This is a genomic window from Marinobacter sediminum, assembly GCF_016820575.1.
Taxonomy (GTDB): domain Bacteria; phylum Pseudomonadota; class Gammaproteobacteria; order Pseudomonadales; family Oleiphilaceae; genus Marinobacter; species Marinobacter sediminum.
In genome coordinates this window covers 142318-158557 of record NZ_JAEMQH010000002.1, presented here as the reverse complement: position 1 = coordinate 158557, position 16240 = coordinate 142318, and the positions used below count along the sequence as shown (strand labels likewise).

General features: G+C 60.2%; 11 protein-coding genes. 9 read left to right on the top strand and 2 right to left on the bottom strand.

Annotation, left to right across the window (positions count from 1 at the left end):
- Positions 1–17: 17 nt before the first annotated feature.
- Positions 18–1082, bottom strand: coding sequence for a hypothetical protein (locus FGO67_RS07570; RefSeq protein WP_420844501.1), 1065 nt, complete (start codon positions 1080–1082; stop codon positions 18–20).
- Positions 1083–1300: 218 nt separating this feature from the next.
- Here FGO67_RS07570 and FGO67_RS07565 point away from each other — a divergent pair, with 218 nt between their 5' ends.
- Complete coding sequence (locus tag FGO67_RS07565; protein ID WP_203300144.1) at positions 1301–4009, top strand: penicillin acylase family protein; 2709 nt, start codon at positions 1301–1303, stop codon at positions 4007–4009.
- 91 nt (positions 4010–4100) lie between these two features.
- On the opposite strand, the gene FGO67_RS07560 is transcribed toward FGO67_RS07565, so the two are convergent.
- A complete protein-coding gene (locus FGO67_RS07560; RefSeq protein WP_203300143.1) occupies positions 4101–4724 on the bottom strand; it encodes a TetR/AcrR family transcriptional regulator in 624 nt (207 codons plus the stop codon).
- Positions 4725–4889: 165 nt separating this feature from the next.
- On the opposite strand from FGO67_RS07560, the gene FGO67_RS07555 reads away from it, so the two are divergent.
- The 8 genes from FGO67_RS07555 (at position 4890) to FGO67_RS07520 (ending at position 16060) form a co-directional block, all read left to right on the top strand.
- Positions 4890–6710: an acyclic terpene utilization AtuA family protein gene (locus tag FGO67_RS07555; RefSeq protein WP_203300142.1), complete on the top strand. Its 1821-nt coding sequence runs from the start codon at positions 4890–4892 to the stop codon at positions 6708–6710.
- The gene (locus FGO67_RS07550; RefSeq protein WP_203300141.1) at positions 6707–7573 is read left to right on the top strand and encodes an SDR family oxidoreductase; all 867 of its coding nucleotides are present in this window, start codon (positions 6707–6709) and stop codon (positions 7571–7573) included. The genes FGO67_RS07555 and FGO67_RS07550 overlap by 4 nt, the downstream gene beginning before the upstream one ends.
- A 10-nt stretch (positions 7574–7583) precedes the next feature.
- Entirely contained in the window at positions 7584–9200 is a 1617-nt protein-coding gene (locus FGO67_RS07545) for an acyl-CoA carboxylase subunit beta (RefSeq protein WP_203300140.1), read from the top strand.
- 56 nt (positions 9201–9256) lie between these two features.
- Positions 9257–10417: an acyl-CoA dehydrogenase family protein gene (locus FGO67_RS07540; RefSeq protein WP_203300139.1), complete on the top strand. Its 1161-nt coding sequence runs from the start codon at positions 9257–9259 to the stop codon at positions 10415–10417.
- 24 nt (positions 10418–10441) lie between these two features.
- Entirely contained in the window at positions 10442–11260 is an 819-nt protein-coding gene (locus FGO67_RS07535; RefSeq protein ID WP_203300138.1) for an enoyl-CoA hydratase/isomerase family protein, read from the top strand.
- A 152-nt stretch (positions 11261–11412) separates the two neighbouring features.
- Positions 11413–13395, top strand: coding sequence for an acetyl/propionyl/methylcrotonyl-CoA carboxylase subunit alpha (locus tag FGO67_RS07530; RefSeq protein WP_203300137.1), 1983 nt, complete (start codon positions 11413–11415; stop codon positions 13393–13395).
- Positions 13392–14219: an SDR family oxidoreductase gene (locus tag FGO67_RS07525; protein ID WP_203300136.1), complete on the top strand. Its 828-nt coding sequence runs from the start codon at positions 13392–13394 to the stop codon at positions 14217–14219. Before FGO67_RS07530 ends, FGO67_RS07525 begins: the two co-directional genes overlap by 4 nt.
- Positions 14220–14230: 11 nt before the next feature.
- On the top strand, positions 14231–16060 hold the full coding sequence (locus FGO67_RS07520; protein WP_203300135.1) for a long-chain-acyl-CoA synthetase: 1830 nt from the start codon (positions 14231–14233) through the stop codon (positions 16058–16060).
- Positions 16061–16240: the final 180 nt, after the last annotated feature.

Below are 16240 nucleotides of genomic sequence, written 5' to 3'. Positions count from 1 at the left end.
AGCGGTGTGTGGGGACGCTAAAGCAAATCGTCCAGACTCATGGTTTCAACGTTGTCCATGTCTCGTTTCGGGCTCATCTTGCCGAAGTAACTTTGGGGCGTCCGGTACCCGTAGTTCGCAGTCCAGTGCTTATCGGAAGAAAACCGGATAACGCCGGCGGCCACTTCATCTACCAACTGGTAGTCGTCCCATACTTCAACCTTTTCCTCAGAGGCCGCAAACTGCGCGATGGTCTCGGCCAGCACATCCGGCCGGCCAAACGTCTCTGCCGCCACGGCTTCCAGAGCCATGGATGCACGCAGACCCTTCTTCACGCCAAGCTCAGAGCTGTGATCCAGCACCGTCCACGGATCCGGTGACAGCGGCGGCTTGGTATCCGGCAGCAGCAACCAGACCAGAGCCCGAATTGAATTGGGCAGGCCGCCCCATTTCTCGTTGTCGACACAGATCGCCGCACGCTCTGCCTGGGGCGCAATGTTGCGTGGAATGCCCGCCAGAGCGCCGGAGTTAGCGTCGTTCACGATCGCCTGCATCCCGGTCAGCAACCCGAGCAGGAAGGTCAGTTCATCCTGTTCGCTGAACAGGAACGGACACTCCAGCGGCTCTGCAGCGGGATCAAATTCGTAGGCCGCCATAGCGCGATTGAAGGCTCTGAGGCGACGCTCGGCGGTCTTGGCATTCAGGCGTTTGGCTTCTTCCCGGGCGTCTTTGGCAGCCGGGACATTGCCTTCGAAATCAGCGCGGAGGTAGGCAAGCTCTGCCTCCCAGGCTCGGTATTCCATGCAGTTACCCGCCAGCAGCATCAGCAATGAGCCGGTGGTATCCGGTGCGTCGGTTACCCGCGAGAAGGAATACAGCAAGGGGTCAATACCCTCGCCCAGAGAGCAGGCCATATGGGGATCCGACATCTGTAGCACGTAAGGCGTCGCTTCGCCCTCGGAGTAACCGGACAACACGACGCCGGTAGTGCTGTAGATGGGATTGGCGGAACAACCTGCCAGCAACAAAAAGAAAACCGCGGTCACGATGAACTTTACGGCGCCACCGGATCGCATGAAGGTATACACCTGCGAGGAATTCATAGTCCGTCCTGTTGTGCGTTTTTGTTATGAACGGCGACAAGCATGCTGCGAATCTTGTCCTACAAAAATGGCTTGAATGCCGATACCAAATGCCGATCAGGCCAATGGCCTATTCTGCACCATGCAAAAAGGGCAAACAGACATCAGGCGTGGAACCATTTCAACGCCCCCTCCGTTACCGATTGTTACAAAAACCAAAAGAAATAGAAGGACGGACCATGATTCCACACAAACACATACTCCCTCTGACCCTGGCGCCATTGCTCTTGGCAGGCTGCCTTTCTGGCGGCGACTCGTCGTCACCTGCTCCTGGCAATACCGAAACCACAGAGAAAACCCCTCCGAAATCACCACCTGAGATTCCGGATGTTGATGACGAGGTCGCTGAAACAGTTTACAGCGCCACGCTTCGGCGCACCGAATTCGGAATTCCGCACATCGAAGCGGACGATTTTGAAAGCATGGGTTACGCCTACGGGTATGTGCAGGCTGAGGATAACCTGTGCCTGTTGGCTGAAGACACCCTGACCATTCGGGGTTTGCGCTCCCGCTATCTGGGCGCCGACGGCACCTATCGGATCCCGTCCAACGGTGCCCAGACCACCAACTTGAACGCCGATTTCTTCTGGAAGGCCACGGCTACCGACAAGGCCATCGCTCCTTTGAAGGCCAACAGTGATCCGGAAGTTATCGAGGCCTCTGCCGGCTACGTGGCGGGCTTTAACCGCTACCTGAGCGAGATCAAGAGCGGCCAGCACTCCGGACGCCATGAAGCGTGCCGAGACGAGGAGTGGCTGTTCGAGCTGGAGGAAAGCGACATGTACCGCCGGTATTTCCGGTTGGCGGTGCTGGCCAGCTCCTCGGTGTTTGTCGATGGCATTGCGACCGCGAGCCCGCCTAAGCAGGATGGCACGGACAGCCCTCAGCCGGGGGAAGGCGACCTTACTGCCGAACATCTTGAACGCCTCCCCAAACGGGTAGCCAGAGCAATCGAAAATAACCTAGCCCCCCTTAGCAACCTACCGGACCAACCGGGAAACACCGAGCTAGATGCGCCCGACGACACCCAGCCCCTGGCATCGACTGAACGCGACCGAACTGAAACATTGCTCTCTGCGCTGCAGAAGGACGAGATCGAGCTGGGCTTTCCCTTCGACCGGGAACTCCCCATCGGCAGCAACATGTACGGCCTTTCCGCCGAGGCCAGTGCCAACGGCGAGTCCATGTTGTTCGGTAACCCCCACTTCCCGTGGGAAAAGACCGAACGCCTGTACCTGGCGCACCTGAAGGTCGGCGACAGTACCGAAATCATGGGTGCCTCACTGTACGGCCTGCCGGCGGTGCTGATCGGCTTCAACGAGCATTTTGCCTGGAGCCACACGGTTTCCACAGCCTACCGCTTTACCTTCTACGAGCTCACCTTGAATCCCTCCGATCCGACCCAGTACTGGTACGACAACCAGTTCGTGGACATGGAAGCGCGTGACATCAACATCGATGTATTGGAAGACGATGGCAGCGTTAGCACTCACACCCGCACGCTGTATTCATCCCATTATGGCCCGATGCTCACCTTTGAGGCCGCCGGTGTGCCGGTGCTGAACTGGTCTTCTGCTAAGGCTTACACACTCCGGGATGCAAATGCTGAAAATGACCGCTTGCTAAACCAGTTCTTCCGATGGAATCAGGCAAAAAGCTTTGAAGAATTCGTAGAACTTCATTCCTCTGTGCTCGGCGTTCCCTGGGTCAACACCGTGGCGACAGGCCCCGGCAAGCCGGCTTACTACGGCGACGTGACCGTCGTGCCGAACGTTACGGATGTCCAAGCTCAATCACCTGCCTGCGCATCCTCGCTGACTCCGGTGTTCGCTCAACTCGCACCCGGGCTTCCCATCCTGAATGGCTCCAACCCCGAATGCGCCTGGGGTAACGATGACGACGCACCAGCTAGGGCTGACGGAATTTTCGGGCCCAAAAACCTACCCAAACTGGAGCGTAACGACTGGGTACACAACTGCAACGACAGCTACTGGCTCACCAACCCCAAAGAACCGCTCACTGGCTTTGCCGGGATTATTGGGGATGAAAATACGCCTCGGACCCTGCGTACCCGAAAATGCATTTTGCAAGTTAAGAATCAATTGGAGAGCAACGAGCTCTTCGATTTGGCAGGTTTGCAGTCTGTGGTTCTCGACAGCAGCCTGTTGTCCGAGGAGCTGGCCCGAGAAGATGTCCTCAACGCCTATTGCGACTCTGAAACACTGCTGGCCAGTAATGGCGAACAAGTCAACATCACCCAAGCCTGTGAGGCCCTGAGGGCTTGGGACGGAACCCATAACCTGAATTCCGGGGGAGGACATACTTGGCGCGAATTCTGGCGCACTGTTGCCAGCATTTCCGACTCATCCCCTGACAAGTGGCTGGTTCCCTTCGATGCGACAGGTCAACTCGACGGCCCGGTTAACACGCCCCGGGTTCTTAACGTGGCGAATCCGCGCATTGAAATGGCCTTTGCAGACGCCGTAAAGGCCATTGAAAACGCGGGCATTCCCTTCGATGCCTCCATTCGGGAAATCCAAATATCTGGCATTCACGAAGGTGAGAACATCCCCGTCTTTGGCGGCGAGGGCTTCGAGGGCGCGTTCACCATCGCCATCAGCCGGCCGAACGACCTGAGTGACGGCAAATATGATGTCAACTACGGCAACAGCTACATTCAAACCGTAACCTGGAACGATGATGGCACTCCGAAAGCGGAAGGCTTCGTTACCTACTCTCAGTCTACCGATCCGGCCTCGCCCTATTACCGGGACATGACCGAGGCTTACTCCAGGAAACAGTGGATCCGTTTCCCCTTCACGGAAGAGGAGATCGCCCTGAACGAACTTCCGGTGCAATACCAATTTGAGGAGCTCGCCAAGGACTAGTCAGCCGATAATAACTCGGCCCCTAAAACGAAAAAGGACCCACTCGTGGGTCCTTTTTTTGGCCGCGCTTTTGCGAAGGAACGGGCCGCGATTACGCCCCCGGGGCAAAGCCCATCATGGCCATGGTCTGATCGGTGAGCCCGTCCAGGGTTAATCCGCCACGTTCTGGCCGATACCAGGTGACCGTCCAGCTCAGGGCTCCGGTGAGCATGCGGCGAACCACGAATGGATCCGCTAGCAGGCGTCCTTCCTGCCGCAATGACTCAAGGGTATCCAGCCAGAGCTTCTCGTAGATGTCCCGCAACTCCAGCACATCCGCCTGGGACTCTTCAGCCAGGCTGCGCCACTCAAACACCAGCACCGCCATGGCCTCTCCGGTCTGACCGTTGACCGATTCCAGCTCGGCGCGCACCAACGCCCGCAGCTTTTCCTGACTGGTCGGCGCCGCATCCACCGCTGCCTGCATCAGGGCGGTATTCAGCCGAATAGTCTCCACCATCACCGCTTTGAGAATTTCCTCTTTGGTGCGGAAATGGTGGAACAGACTGCCGGACTGGATGCCAACCGCGGCGGCCAGATCCCTGACCGTGGTGCGCTCATAGCCCTTGTCCCGGAACAGGCGTGCCGCCTCTTTTAACAGGCGACCGCGGGCGCCATTGGGGTCGGAGACAAGGTTGTCAGAAATCAGGTCCTTCAGGATTTTGCTTTGGTTCACAATGGCTTTCCGGCAGTCGAAACAGGCCAATGATTCTACCCGACATTTCCCTGTTTACAAACCAAGCGCTTGCTTGGTATTGTCAAAACCATCCAGGGACACTATCGAAAGACGCAGGCTGCCCTACCCGGCCAGATCGCCTCCGACCTCAAAGGGTTTTGACGCATGACAGACTCCGCCAAAGACACCGGAAAAACCATCCGCATCGGCTGCTCGGCTGCGTTCTGGGGGGATACCGAAACCGCCGCCGCACAACTGGTTCAAAGCGGCCGGATTGATTATCTGGTGGCGGATTACCTGGCTGAAATCACCATGTCGATCATGGCTGGACAAAAGATGAAAGACCCGTCCCAGGGCTATGCCCGGGATTTTGTGCAGACGGTCATGGGTCCGCTGCTGGGTGAGATTCGCGAAAAAGGCATCCGCGTGCTGGCTAATGCCGGCGGCTTTAATCCGGTGGCCTGCCGAGATGCTTTGCAGGCACTGTGCAAGCAGGCTGGCATCGAGATGAAGATCGCCCTGGTCCTGGGCGATGATCTGCTGCCTGAAAAGAAAACCCTGGCAGAGGCGGGCATTACCGAAATGACCACCGGCCAACCGATGCCGCCCATGATGGTGAGCCTGAATGCCTATCTGGGCGCGCCAGGCCTGGTGGCGGCGCTGGAACAAGGCGCGGACATTGTGATCACCGGTCGCGTTGCCGACAGCGCCTTGGTACTGGCGCCCCTGGTGCACGAATTCGGCTGGAACTGGTCCGACTACGACAAACTGGCCCAGGGCAGCCTTGCCGGCCACCTGCTGGAATGCGGCGCGCAGGTGACAGGTGGCAACTTTACCGACTGGGAGCAAGTAGCCGATGGTTACGCGGACATGGGCTTTCCGATTGCCGAGGTCAATGCCGACGGCGAGTTCGTGATCACCAAGCCCGAAGACACCGGTGGCCAGGTCAGCCTGGGTACAGTGGCGGAACAGCTGGTGTACGAGATTGGGGACCCACGGGCCTACCTGCTGCCCGACGTAACCTGCGATTTCACCCGAGTGACCCTGGAAGAAACCGGGCCAGACCAGGTCACTGTATGCGGTGCTATCGGCTTACCCCCTACCGACAGCTACAAAGTGTCCGGCACCTGGCCGGACGGCTTCAAGTGCACGGTTACCTTCCTGATAGCGGGCATCAACGCCCCGGCCAAGGCCCAAAAGGTGGCTGACGCCATCCTGGCGAAAACCTCACGCCTGTTCCAGGAGCGGGACCTGCCGGACTACACGGAAACCAGCGTGGAATTGCTGGGCACTGAAGCTACCTACGGCGCTCATGGTCGCGGCGGTGAGAGCCGGGAAGTGGTGGTGAAGATCGGCACCGCGCATCCAAAAAAAGAAGCACTGGTGCTGTTCTCCCGGGAAATTGCCCAGGCCGCCACTGGCATGGCGCCCGGCCTGACCGGCATTGTTGGGGGGCGCCCGGCCGTGTGGCCTAAAATCCGGCTGTTTTCCTGCCTCGTGCCCAAGACCGGGACCTCTGTATCCGTGGATCTCGACGGTAACCGCCAGCCGGTATCGGTCGCCACCGGCGGTGGCTTTGACCCGAGCCAACTGTCCGAAGCAACAGCAAGCCAGACCGCTCCGGCAACCGACACCACCGTTCCCCTGATCGAGCTGGCCTGGGCCCGCAGTGGCGACAAAGGCGACCACAGCAACATCGGCGTTGTTGCCCGCCATCCGGATTTCCTGCCCTTCATCGACGCGGCGCTGACCGAAACCGCCGTTGCCGAGTGGATGCAACACACCCTCAACCCCGACACCGGCAGAGTCACCCGCTGGGCCATGCCGGGGCTGAACGCCTTTAACTTCCTGCTGGAGCACAGCCTGGGTGGAGGCGGCGTCGCCAGCCTACGCATCGACCCCCAGGGCAAGGCCTTCGCCCAGCAACTTCTTGAATTTCCGGTTCCGGTTAGCCGGGCTGTCATGGAAAAAGGACACCGTACATGAGCTATCAATCCGTCTTTCATCCCGAGCTGTTCAAGGGCCAGACCTTCATCGTGACGGGCGGCGGCTCCGGCATTGGCCGCTGCACCGCCCACGAACTGGCCGCCCTCGGCGCCCGGATCGCTTTGGTGGGTCGCAAAGCTGAGAAGGTTGAAACCGTAAAGGCCGAAATCGAGGAAGACGGCGGCATTGCCTCCGCCCACGTCTGCGACATCCGCGAGGAGGACTCGGTAAAAGCCACCGTGGCCGCCATCCTTGAAGAGCACGGCGGGCTGAACGGTGTGGTCAACAACGCCGGCGGCCAATTCCCGTCACCGCTGACCGGCATCAACCAAAAAGGCTGGGAGGCCGTGGTTCGGACCAACCTGACCGGCGGCTTCCTGATGGCGCGGGAAGCCTACACCCAGGCCCTGGCCAAGACCGGTGGCGCCATCGTCAACATCGTCGCTGACATGTGGGGCGGCATGCCCGGCATGGGCCACTCGGGCGCGGCACGGGCCGGCATGGTCAACTTCACCCAGACCGCAGCGGTGGAATGGGGCACCTCCGGTGTGCGCGTCAACGCAGTGGCACCGGGCTGGATTGCCTCCAGCGGCATGGACAACTACCCCGAACAGATGAAGGAATGGATCCGCAGCCTGGGCGACAACGTGCCCATCAAGCGCATGGGCACCGAATCGGAAGTCAGCGCCGCCATCTGCTTCCTGCTCAGCCCCGGGGCTGCCTTTATCAGTGGCGACTGCCTGCGCATCGACGGCGGCGCCTCCCAGGGCGGGCGTATGTGGCCCTTCCCCAAGGCCAAGAACAACGAACCGTTCAATGGCTTCCACCGCGCCACCACCCCGAAAGTGCTGAGCGACGACTGAGGAGAACGCCATGCAAGTGCTGGAGACCACAGTCAATCCCCAGTCGGACGACTTCCGGGCCAACACCGAAGCCATGGAAGCTCACATCCAGACCTTCCGGGAAGTGGAGCAGAAGGTGCTGGACCTGGCCGAAGCGGCCCGGGAAAAGTTCACCAAGCGCGGCAAACTGCTGCCGCGGGATCGGATCAACCGGCTGCTCGATCGCGGCACGCCTTTTCTGGAACTCTGCTCCCTGGCCGGCTACCAGATGCACGACGACAAGGACGGCAGCCTGGCGGGCGGCGGCATCATCGCCGGCATTGGCACCGTCAGCGGTATTCGTTGCCTGGTGGTGGCCAGCAACAGCGCGATCAAGGGCGGCACCATCACCCCGGCCGGCCTGGACAAGACCCTGCGCCTGCAGCAGATCGCCGCCGAGAATAAACTGCCCGTGGTATCGCTGTCCGAAAGTGGTGGCGCCAACCTCAACTACGCCACCGACATCTTTGTGCAAGGCGCAAGGAGCTTTGCCAATCAGGCCCGAATGTCTGCCGCGGGCATTCCCCAGGTAACCGTGGTGCACGGCAACGCCACCGCCGGCGGCGCCTATCAGCCGGGCCTTTCTGACTACGTGGTAGCGGTGCGCGGCCAGGCCAAAATGTTCCTCGCCGGCCCGCCACTGCTGAAAGCCGCCACCGGCGAGGTAGCTACCGACGAGGAGCTGGGTGGCGCCGAGATGCACGCCCAGGTCGCCGGCACCGCCGAATACCTGGCCGAGGACGACGCCGACGGTATCCGCCAGGCCCGCAATATCCTCGAAGCCTTGTCCTGGAACGAACAGCTACCACCCCAGCGCGAGCTGACCTGGGACGACCCAAGGTTTCCAGCGGAAGAACTGCTGGGGGTGATCCCATCCGATTCCAAGAAACCCTACGATGTTCGTGAAATCCTGGCCCGTATTGCCGACGGCTCGAAATTCATGGATTTCAAGAATGAGTTCGATGACCAGACCGTGTGCGGCACCATCCGCATCGAAGGCCATGCGGTGGGCATCATCGGCAACAACGGCCCGATCACCCCGGCTGGCAGCGCGAAGGCGGCCCAGTTCATCCAGCTATGCGATCAGGCCGGCACGCCGCTGCTGTTCCTGCACAACACCACCGGTTTCATGGTGGGCACCCATTCCGAGCAGAACGGCATCATCAAACACGGCTCCAAGATGATCCAGGCGGTCGCCAACTGCCGGGTACCCAAGATCGCAATCGTGATCGGCGGCTCCTATGGTGCAGGTAACTACGCCATGTGCGGCCGCGGCCTGGACCCGCGTTTCATCTTCGCCTGGCCCAACAGCCGCACCGCAGTTATGGGCCCGGCCCAGGCCGGCAAAGTGATGCGCATCGTGGCCGAAGACAAGCAGCGGCGCGGCGGCATGGAACCGGACCCGAAGACCCTCGATTTTCTTGAGCAGGCCACCGCCAAGAAACTCGAAGATGGCTCCACCGCCCTATACGGCACCGCCCGGCTGTGGGACGACGGCTTGATAGACCCGCGGGATACCCGCCGGGTACTGGCGCTGGTGCTGTCGGTCTGCCGCGAAGCCGATGCCCGCCCATTACGCCCTAATTCGTTCGGTGTCGCCCGGCTGTAATCCGGCGGCACAGACACAACAATTAAGAACCGATTTCAGACAAGGAGAACAACAAAATGAAATTCACCGAAGAGCACGAAGCGCTGCGAAAAACAGTTCGGGACTTCGTCGAGAAAGAGATCAATCCGCACTGCGACGAGTGGGAAGAAGCCGGCGAGTTCCCGATTCACGACGTGTTCAAGAAACTGGGCAAGCTCGGCATTCTGGGCATCCAGAAGCCGGAAGAATACGGCGGCATGGGCCTAGACTACAGCTACAACCTGGTGGCCGCTGAAGAACTGGGCATGGCCCACTGTGGCGGCGTACCCCTGGCTGTCGGCGTACAAACCGACATGTGCACCCCGGCCATCGCCCGGTTCGGCTCCGATGAACTCAAACGCACCTTCCTGGCCCCCGCCATCACCGGCGACATGGTCGGCTGTATCGGCGTCAGCGAAGTAGGCGCAGGCTCCGATGTTGCCAACACCAAAACGGTTGCCCGAGCAGACGGCGACGACTACATCATCAACGGCTCGAAGATGTGGATCACCAACAGCCCGAAAGCCGACTTCATCTGCCTGCTGGCCAACACCAGCGACGACAAGCCCCACAAGAACAAATCCCTGATCGTGGTGCCGATGAACAGCCCGGGCATTTCCTTTAGCCCGCACCTGAACAAGCTGGGCATGCGTTCCTCGGAAACCGCCCAGATCTTCTTCGACGACGTGCGCGTGCCCCAACGCTACCGCATCGGCGCCGAAGGTACCGGCTTCATGATGCAGATGCTGCAGTTCCAGGAAGAACGCATGTGGGGTGCAGCCAACGTCATCAAGTCCCTGGAAAACTGCGTCGACAAAACCATTGAATACTGCCGGGAACGCAAAACCTTCGGCCAGTCACTACTCGACAACCAGGTCATTCACTTCCGACTGGCTGAGCTGCAGACCGAAATCGAAGCCCTGCGTGCCCTCACCTACCAGGCCTGCGAGCTGCACATCGAAGGCAAGGACGTAACCAAATTGGCCTCCATGGCCAAGCTGAAAGCCGGCCGACTGGGCCGCGAGGTTACCGACAGCTGCCTGCAGTACTGGGGCGGCATGGGCTACATGTGGGACAACCCGCTGTCGCGAGCCTTCCGGGACGTTCGCCTGGTATCCATTGGCGGCGGCGCCGACGAAATCATGCTGGGCATCATCTGCAAGATGATGGGCACACTACCGGGCAAACAACGCAATTAAGCAAACTTAGTGGAGTTGGTTGGGATGGAATCTTTACCTCATTGCGAAACACTGCTGCTGGAAAAGCAGGGCCCCACCCTGTTGGTCACCATCAATCGTCCGGATGTACGCAACGCCATGAGCCTGCAAATGGTCGCCGAATTATCCACGGTGTTTGCCCAGATCGAATCCGACTTGGCTATCCGAGCAGTGGTTATCCGCGGAGCCGGTGGCCATTTCTGTGCCGGTGGCGACATCAATGACATGGCTGGCGCTCGCAACCAGCCAGCGGCCGAGGGTGAGGCTGATCCGTTTTATCGGCTGAACCGGGCCTTTGGCCAAATGATCCAGCAGGTCAACGAATCCTCCAAGGTGGTCATTGCGGTTACCGAAGGCGCTGTCATGGGCGGCGGCTTTGGTCTTGCCTGCGTCTCCGATGTAGCCATCGCCGGCCCTACAGCCACTTTCGGCATGCCGGAAACCTCACTCGGCATCATCCCGGCCCAGATAGCCCCGTTTGTGGTGGAACGCATCGGCCTCACCCAGGCCCGACGCCTGGCGCTGCTTGGTTTGCGGATTAATGCGGAAGAGGCCTGCACCCTGGGCATCGTTCATGAAGCGGCCGATTCAGATCCGGAACTGGAAGAAATGCTCATCCATACCCTGAACCGAGTCCAACTGTGCGCGCCCGGCGCAACAGCGGAAACCAAAGCTCTCCTGCACCGGGTTGGCCACGAAAATATGAGCGGTCTGCTGGACGATGCTGCTGAGAAATTCGCCGAGGCAATCCGCGGTAGTGAGGGCGCCGAAGGCACCGTTGCATTTATGCAGAAACGGCCGCCGTCGTGGGCAGAACAAGATTAGTTCGAGGGAGTGAACGGTGGCGGACAGGCTTTCAGAAAATGTCGGAGGCCATGGATGGCCGGAGCCAAGCGCACATGGATGTGCTTTTAGCGGTTTTCTGAAAGCCTGTCCGGTACCGATCACGGACAGGCACAACCAACGAGACCTGCACCATGTTGACCAAACTGCTAATCGCCAACCGCGGTGAAATCGCCGTCCGCGTCATCCGCACGGCCAAAGCCCTGGGCTACCGCACCGTTGCCGTCTATTCCGAGGCAGACGCCAACGCCCTGCACGTGCACGAAGCCGACGAGGCGGTCTGCATCGGCCCCGCACAGGTAACGGCCTCCTACCTCAATGCCGAGGCCATTCTCGAAGCCGCCCGCAAAACCGGTGCCGACTGCATCCACCCCGGCTACGGCTTCCTGTCCGAGAATTCGAACTTTGCCAATGCCTGCAAAGCCGCCGGACTGGTGTTTGTTGGCCCACCTTCGGATGCCATCGAACTGATGGGCAGTAAACGCCGCTCCAAGCTTGCCATGCAGGACGCCGGCGTACCGGTAGTACCCGGCTATGAAGGCAATAACGCCACCGACGAAGAACTGATCGCTGCGGCCGCCGACATCGGCTACCCGCTCATGATCAAAGCCTCTGCCGGCGGCGGTGGCCGCGGCATGCGACTGGTCGATGCCGAACGGGAACTGGCCGACAACATCAAACGGGCCCGCTCCGAAGCCAGACAGGCCTTCGGCGACGACGAGCTGATACTCGAAAAAGCCGTACTCGAACCCCGGCACGTTGAAATCCAGGTGTTCGCCGACAGGCATGGCAACGCCGTGTACCTGGGAGAGCGAGACTGCTCGGTACAACGCCGACACCAGAAAGTGGTCGAAGAGGCCCCCTCCCCCTTTGTGACACCCGATCTTCGCTCAGCCATGGGCGAAGCCGCCGTCACTGCTGCCCTGGCCTGTGGTTACGAAGGCGCTGGCACGGTCGAGTTCCTGGTGGACAAAGACCGCAATTTCTACTTCCTGGAAATGAACACCCGCCTGCAGGTGGAACACCCGGTCACCGAACTGATCACCGGCCAGGACCTGGTGGCCTGGCAACTGGCTGTGGCTGAAGGCCGCCCGCTGCCATTGGCCCAGCACGAGATCGAGCTGAACGGCCACGCCATCGAAGTCCGGCTGTACGCCGAAGACCCAGCCAACGGTTTCACCCCCCAAACCGGCCCCCTGCTGCAATTCAAACCGGCCGAGGGCGAAGGCCTGCGCTTCGACACCGGGGTCCGATCCGGCGACACCATCACACCTCACTATGATCCGATGCTGGCCAAAGTCATTGCCTGGGGCCAAACCCGGGATGATGCCCGCCGGCGCCTGATCCGTGCCCTGGAAGAGACGGCCATTTTCGGTGTTACCACCAACCGTTACTTCCTCAGCCGCATCATCGCAGACGACACCTTTGGCGCCGGTGAAGCCACCACCGCCTTCTTGCAGCAGGCGTTCCGGGACGATCCATCACTTCAGCCCCAGCAACCGTCACTGCGGGAACTGGCCCTAGCCGCCGGCATACTCGACCACGGCCAATCGGGCCGCAAATCAGGCCAAACTGCCTGGAGCAATGCACCGGCGACCCGCACCCCAATCACCCTTGAACTGGCTGGTCAAAACCAGAAGCTGCTGGTGTCCCGGGCGGGCAACCGGCTGAACATCGCGGTTGGCGATCGCCAGCACGAACTGGTTATCGAAGCGTTTGAGAATGGCTCCCTATGCATGATCGACAATGGCGTCCGTCAAAGGTGCCAATATCACCGCGACGGCGATTCTCTATATTTTCAGGCCTTCGGGCAGTCCTGGTCGGCGCGCGATGTTACCCACCAGCCTCCCGCGGGCGGCCTGGGAGCAGGCAGTGGCCTGGTACAGGCATCCATGGATGGCGCCATCATCGAAGTGCTGGCCAAGTCGGGGCAAAGAGTCAGTCAGGGGGATACACTGGTTATTCTCGAGGCGATGAAAATGGAACATCCGGTCAAGGCCGACCGTGACGGTGTTGTCAGCCAAGTGCTGGCAGGTGCGGGCGACCAGGTTAAACGCAATCAGCTTCTGGTCGAGATAACGACTGAAGAGTCCGCCCAACAGGAGGCCGAGTCATGAACACACTGAAAGGACGCACCGTCTTTATCACTGGCGGCAGCCGCGGCATCGGCCGGGCCATTGCCTTGGCCTGCGCCCGCCAGGGTGCCAACGTGGTGATCGCCGCCAAATCGGACACCCCGCACCCCAAATTGCCGGGCACCGTCCACACGGTTGCCGAGGAAGTACGGGCGGCCGGCGGTCAGGCACTGCCCCTGGTGCTGGACGTGCGCGACGATCAACTGGTCAAACAGCGCATGGACGAAGCCGCTGACCACTTTGGCGGCATCGACGCCCTGGTTAACAACGCCGGTGCCATTCGGCTGACCGGTGTAGAGCACCTCAAGGCCAGTCGCTACGACCTGATGCATCAGGTCAACGCCAGGGCAGTGTTCACCTGCAGCCAGGCCGCGCTGCCCTACCTGAAACAATCCGATCGCGGCCACATTCTGAGCCTGTCGCCACCGCTAAACTTGAACAGCAAGTGGTTCGCCCAGTACGGCCCCTACACCACCACCAAATACGCCATGACCATGCTGAGCATCGGCATGGCCGAAGAATTCCGGCGCTACGGCATTGCCGTGAACACACTCTGGCCCAAGACCCTGATTGCCACCGCCGCCATCGAGTTTGAAGTGGGCGGCCCAGCCATGATGGCCCAGGGCCGCAAGCCGGACATCATGGCCGATGCAACGGTGAGCATTCTGAACCGGTCTGCAGATGAGCTTTCCGGCCAAAACCTGATCGACGAAGACCTACTGCGCCAAGATGGCGTAACTGATTTTGAGCACTACCGATACGCGGCGGGTGACAAGCCCCTGCTACCGGACCTGTTCCTGGACTAGGAAAAACAAGCATGAGCAATGATCAAGTCAGAGCCCGGGACATCGTACGAAGCCTACCCGGCATCGTCCGGAAGTTCCCTACCATCGCCCGGGGTTATTACTACTACGCCGTTAAGGACCAGAACCGGGAACTGACCCTCGGCACCCTGATCGAGCGCAATGCCGAGCGGCACGGCGACCGGCCAGCGGTGTTGTTTGATGACCGGGCGATCAGCTGGAGCGAGTTCAATGGCTGGGCCAACCGCATTGCTCATTTTTTCCAGAACCAGGGCCTGACCAAGGGCGACGCAATTGCCGTGTTCCTGGAGAACCGACCGGAACTGCTGGCCGTTGTCGCCGGCGCCGCCAAGCTGGGTGTGGCTTGCGCCATGCTCAACACCTCCCAGAAAGGCAAAGTGCTGGAACACAGCATCAACCTGATTGAGCCCAAGATGGTGGTTGTCGGCGAGGAGCTACTTGCCTCGTTCGACGGAGTAAAAGGTGGCCTGAAAACCGGTCATCCCGACCCGTTCCTGTTCATGGCCGACATCAACACCCTAAACGCCTTTGGCGAGGCTCCCGACGGCTTCACCAACATGGCCGAGCGGGTCAGTACCTTCAACAGCAGCAACCCGGCGCTGCTCGACCCGCCGCGCATGGGCGACACCGCCATCTACCTATTCACCTCGGGCACCACTGGCCTGCCTAAGGCCGCGCCCGGCTCACACCGAAAGTTCGTTAAAGCCTACGGCGGCTTCGGCATGATGTCCCTGGCCATGGAACCGGAAGACGTCCTGTACTGCACCCTGCCGCTGTATCACGGTACGGCACTGCTGGTGTGCTGGGGCTCGGTGCTTGCCGGTGGTTCCGCCATCGCAGTGCGCCGCAAGTTCTCCGCCAGCGCCTTCTGGGACGACGTCCGCCGATACCGCGCCACCACCTTCGGCTATGTAGGCGAACTCTGCCGCTACCTGTTGAACCAGCCCGCCAGCGAACAGGACCGAAACCACAGCCTGAGCAAGATGATCGGCAACGGCCTGCGGCCTTCCATCTGGCGCGAGTTCAAGGAGCGCTTTGGCATTGACACCGTGGCCGAACTCTATGCCTCCAGCGAAGGCAACATCGGCTTCAGCAACTTCTTCAACGTGGACAACACCGTTGGCTTCTCCACCGCTCCCTACAAGCTGGTGAAGTTCCACGACGGCACCCGGGATCCGGTCCGCGACAAGAAAGGCTTCATGCAGGAGGTCGCCAAGGGCGAGCCGGGACTGCTAATCGGCGAGATCACCAAGAAGTGGTCATTCGAGGGCTACACCCAGCAAGAGGCAACCGAGAAATCCATCCTTCGGGATGCCTTCAAGAAGGGCGACGCGTGGTTCAATACCGGCGATGTATTGAAAGAAATCGGCTGCCGCCATCTTCAGTTTGTAGATCGCATGGGCGACACCTACCGCTGGAAAGGCGAAAACGTCTCCACCAACGAAGTGGAGAACATCATCGACGGCTCGGGCATGGTCGAGGAAGCCATCGTCTACGGCGTGGAGATCCCCAACACCAACGGCAAGGCCGGCATGGTCACATTGGTGCCTCACTCCAACGGCAGTGAGTTTGACGTGAACAAATTGTTCGCTTACCTCAAAGCCAACCTGCCTCCCTACGCGATTCCAGTCTTTGTGCGGGTCACCCGCGCCATCGAGAAAACGGGTACGTTCAAGTACCGCAAAGTGGATATTCAGAAAGCCGGCTATTCGCTGGAACGGAAGAATGATGAAGTGTTTGCCTGGTTGCCCAGGACCGAGGGTTATACGCAGCTGACGTCTGAGCTGGTTGCTGACATTGATGCAGGGAAGGTTAACTTCTGACGTTTGGTTCGGGGACTTGTCTTTGGCCATAGCCTGAGAGGAATGGAGTCTGCCATGCTGCGGTTGCCTTCCCAAAAACCGCTACAAGCACATCCGTGTGCGCTTGTTTCGGGCCGTCCATGGCCCTCCACATTTTTGGGAAGGCAACCCCAGCACGGCTCGGAAACTCCAGCGGGATCG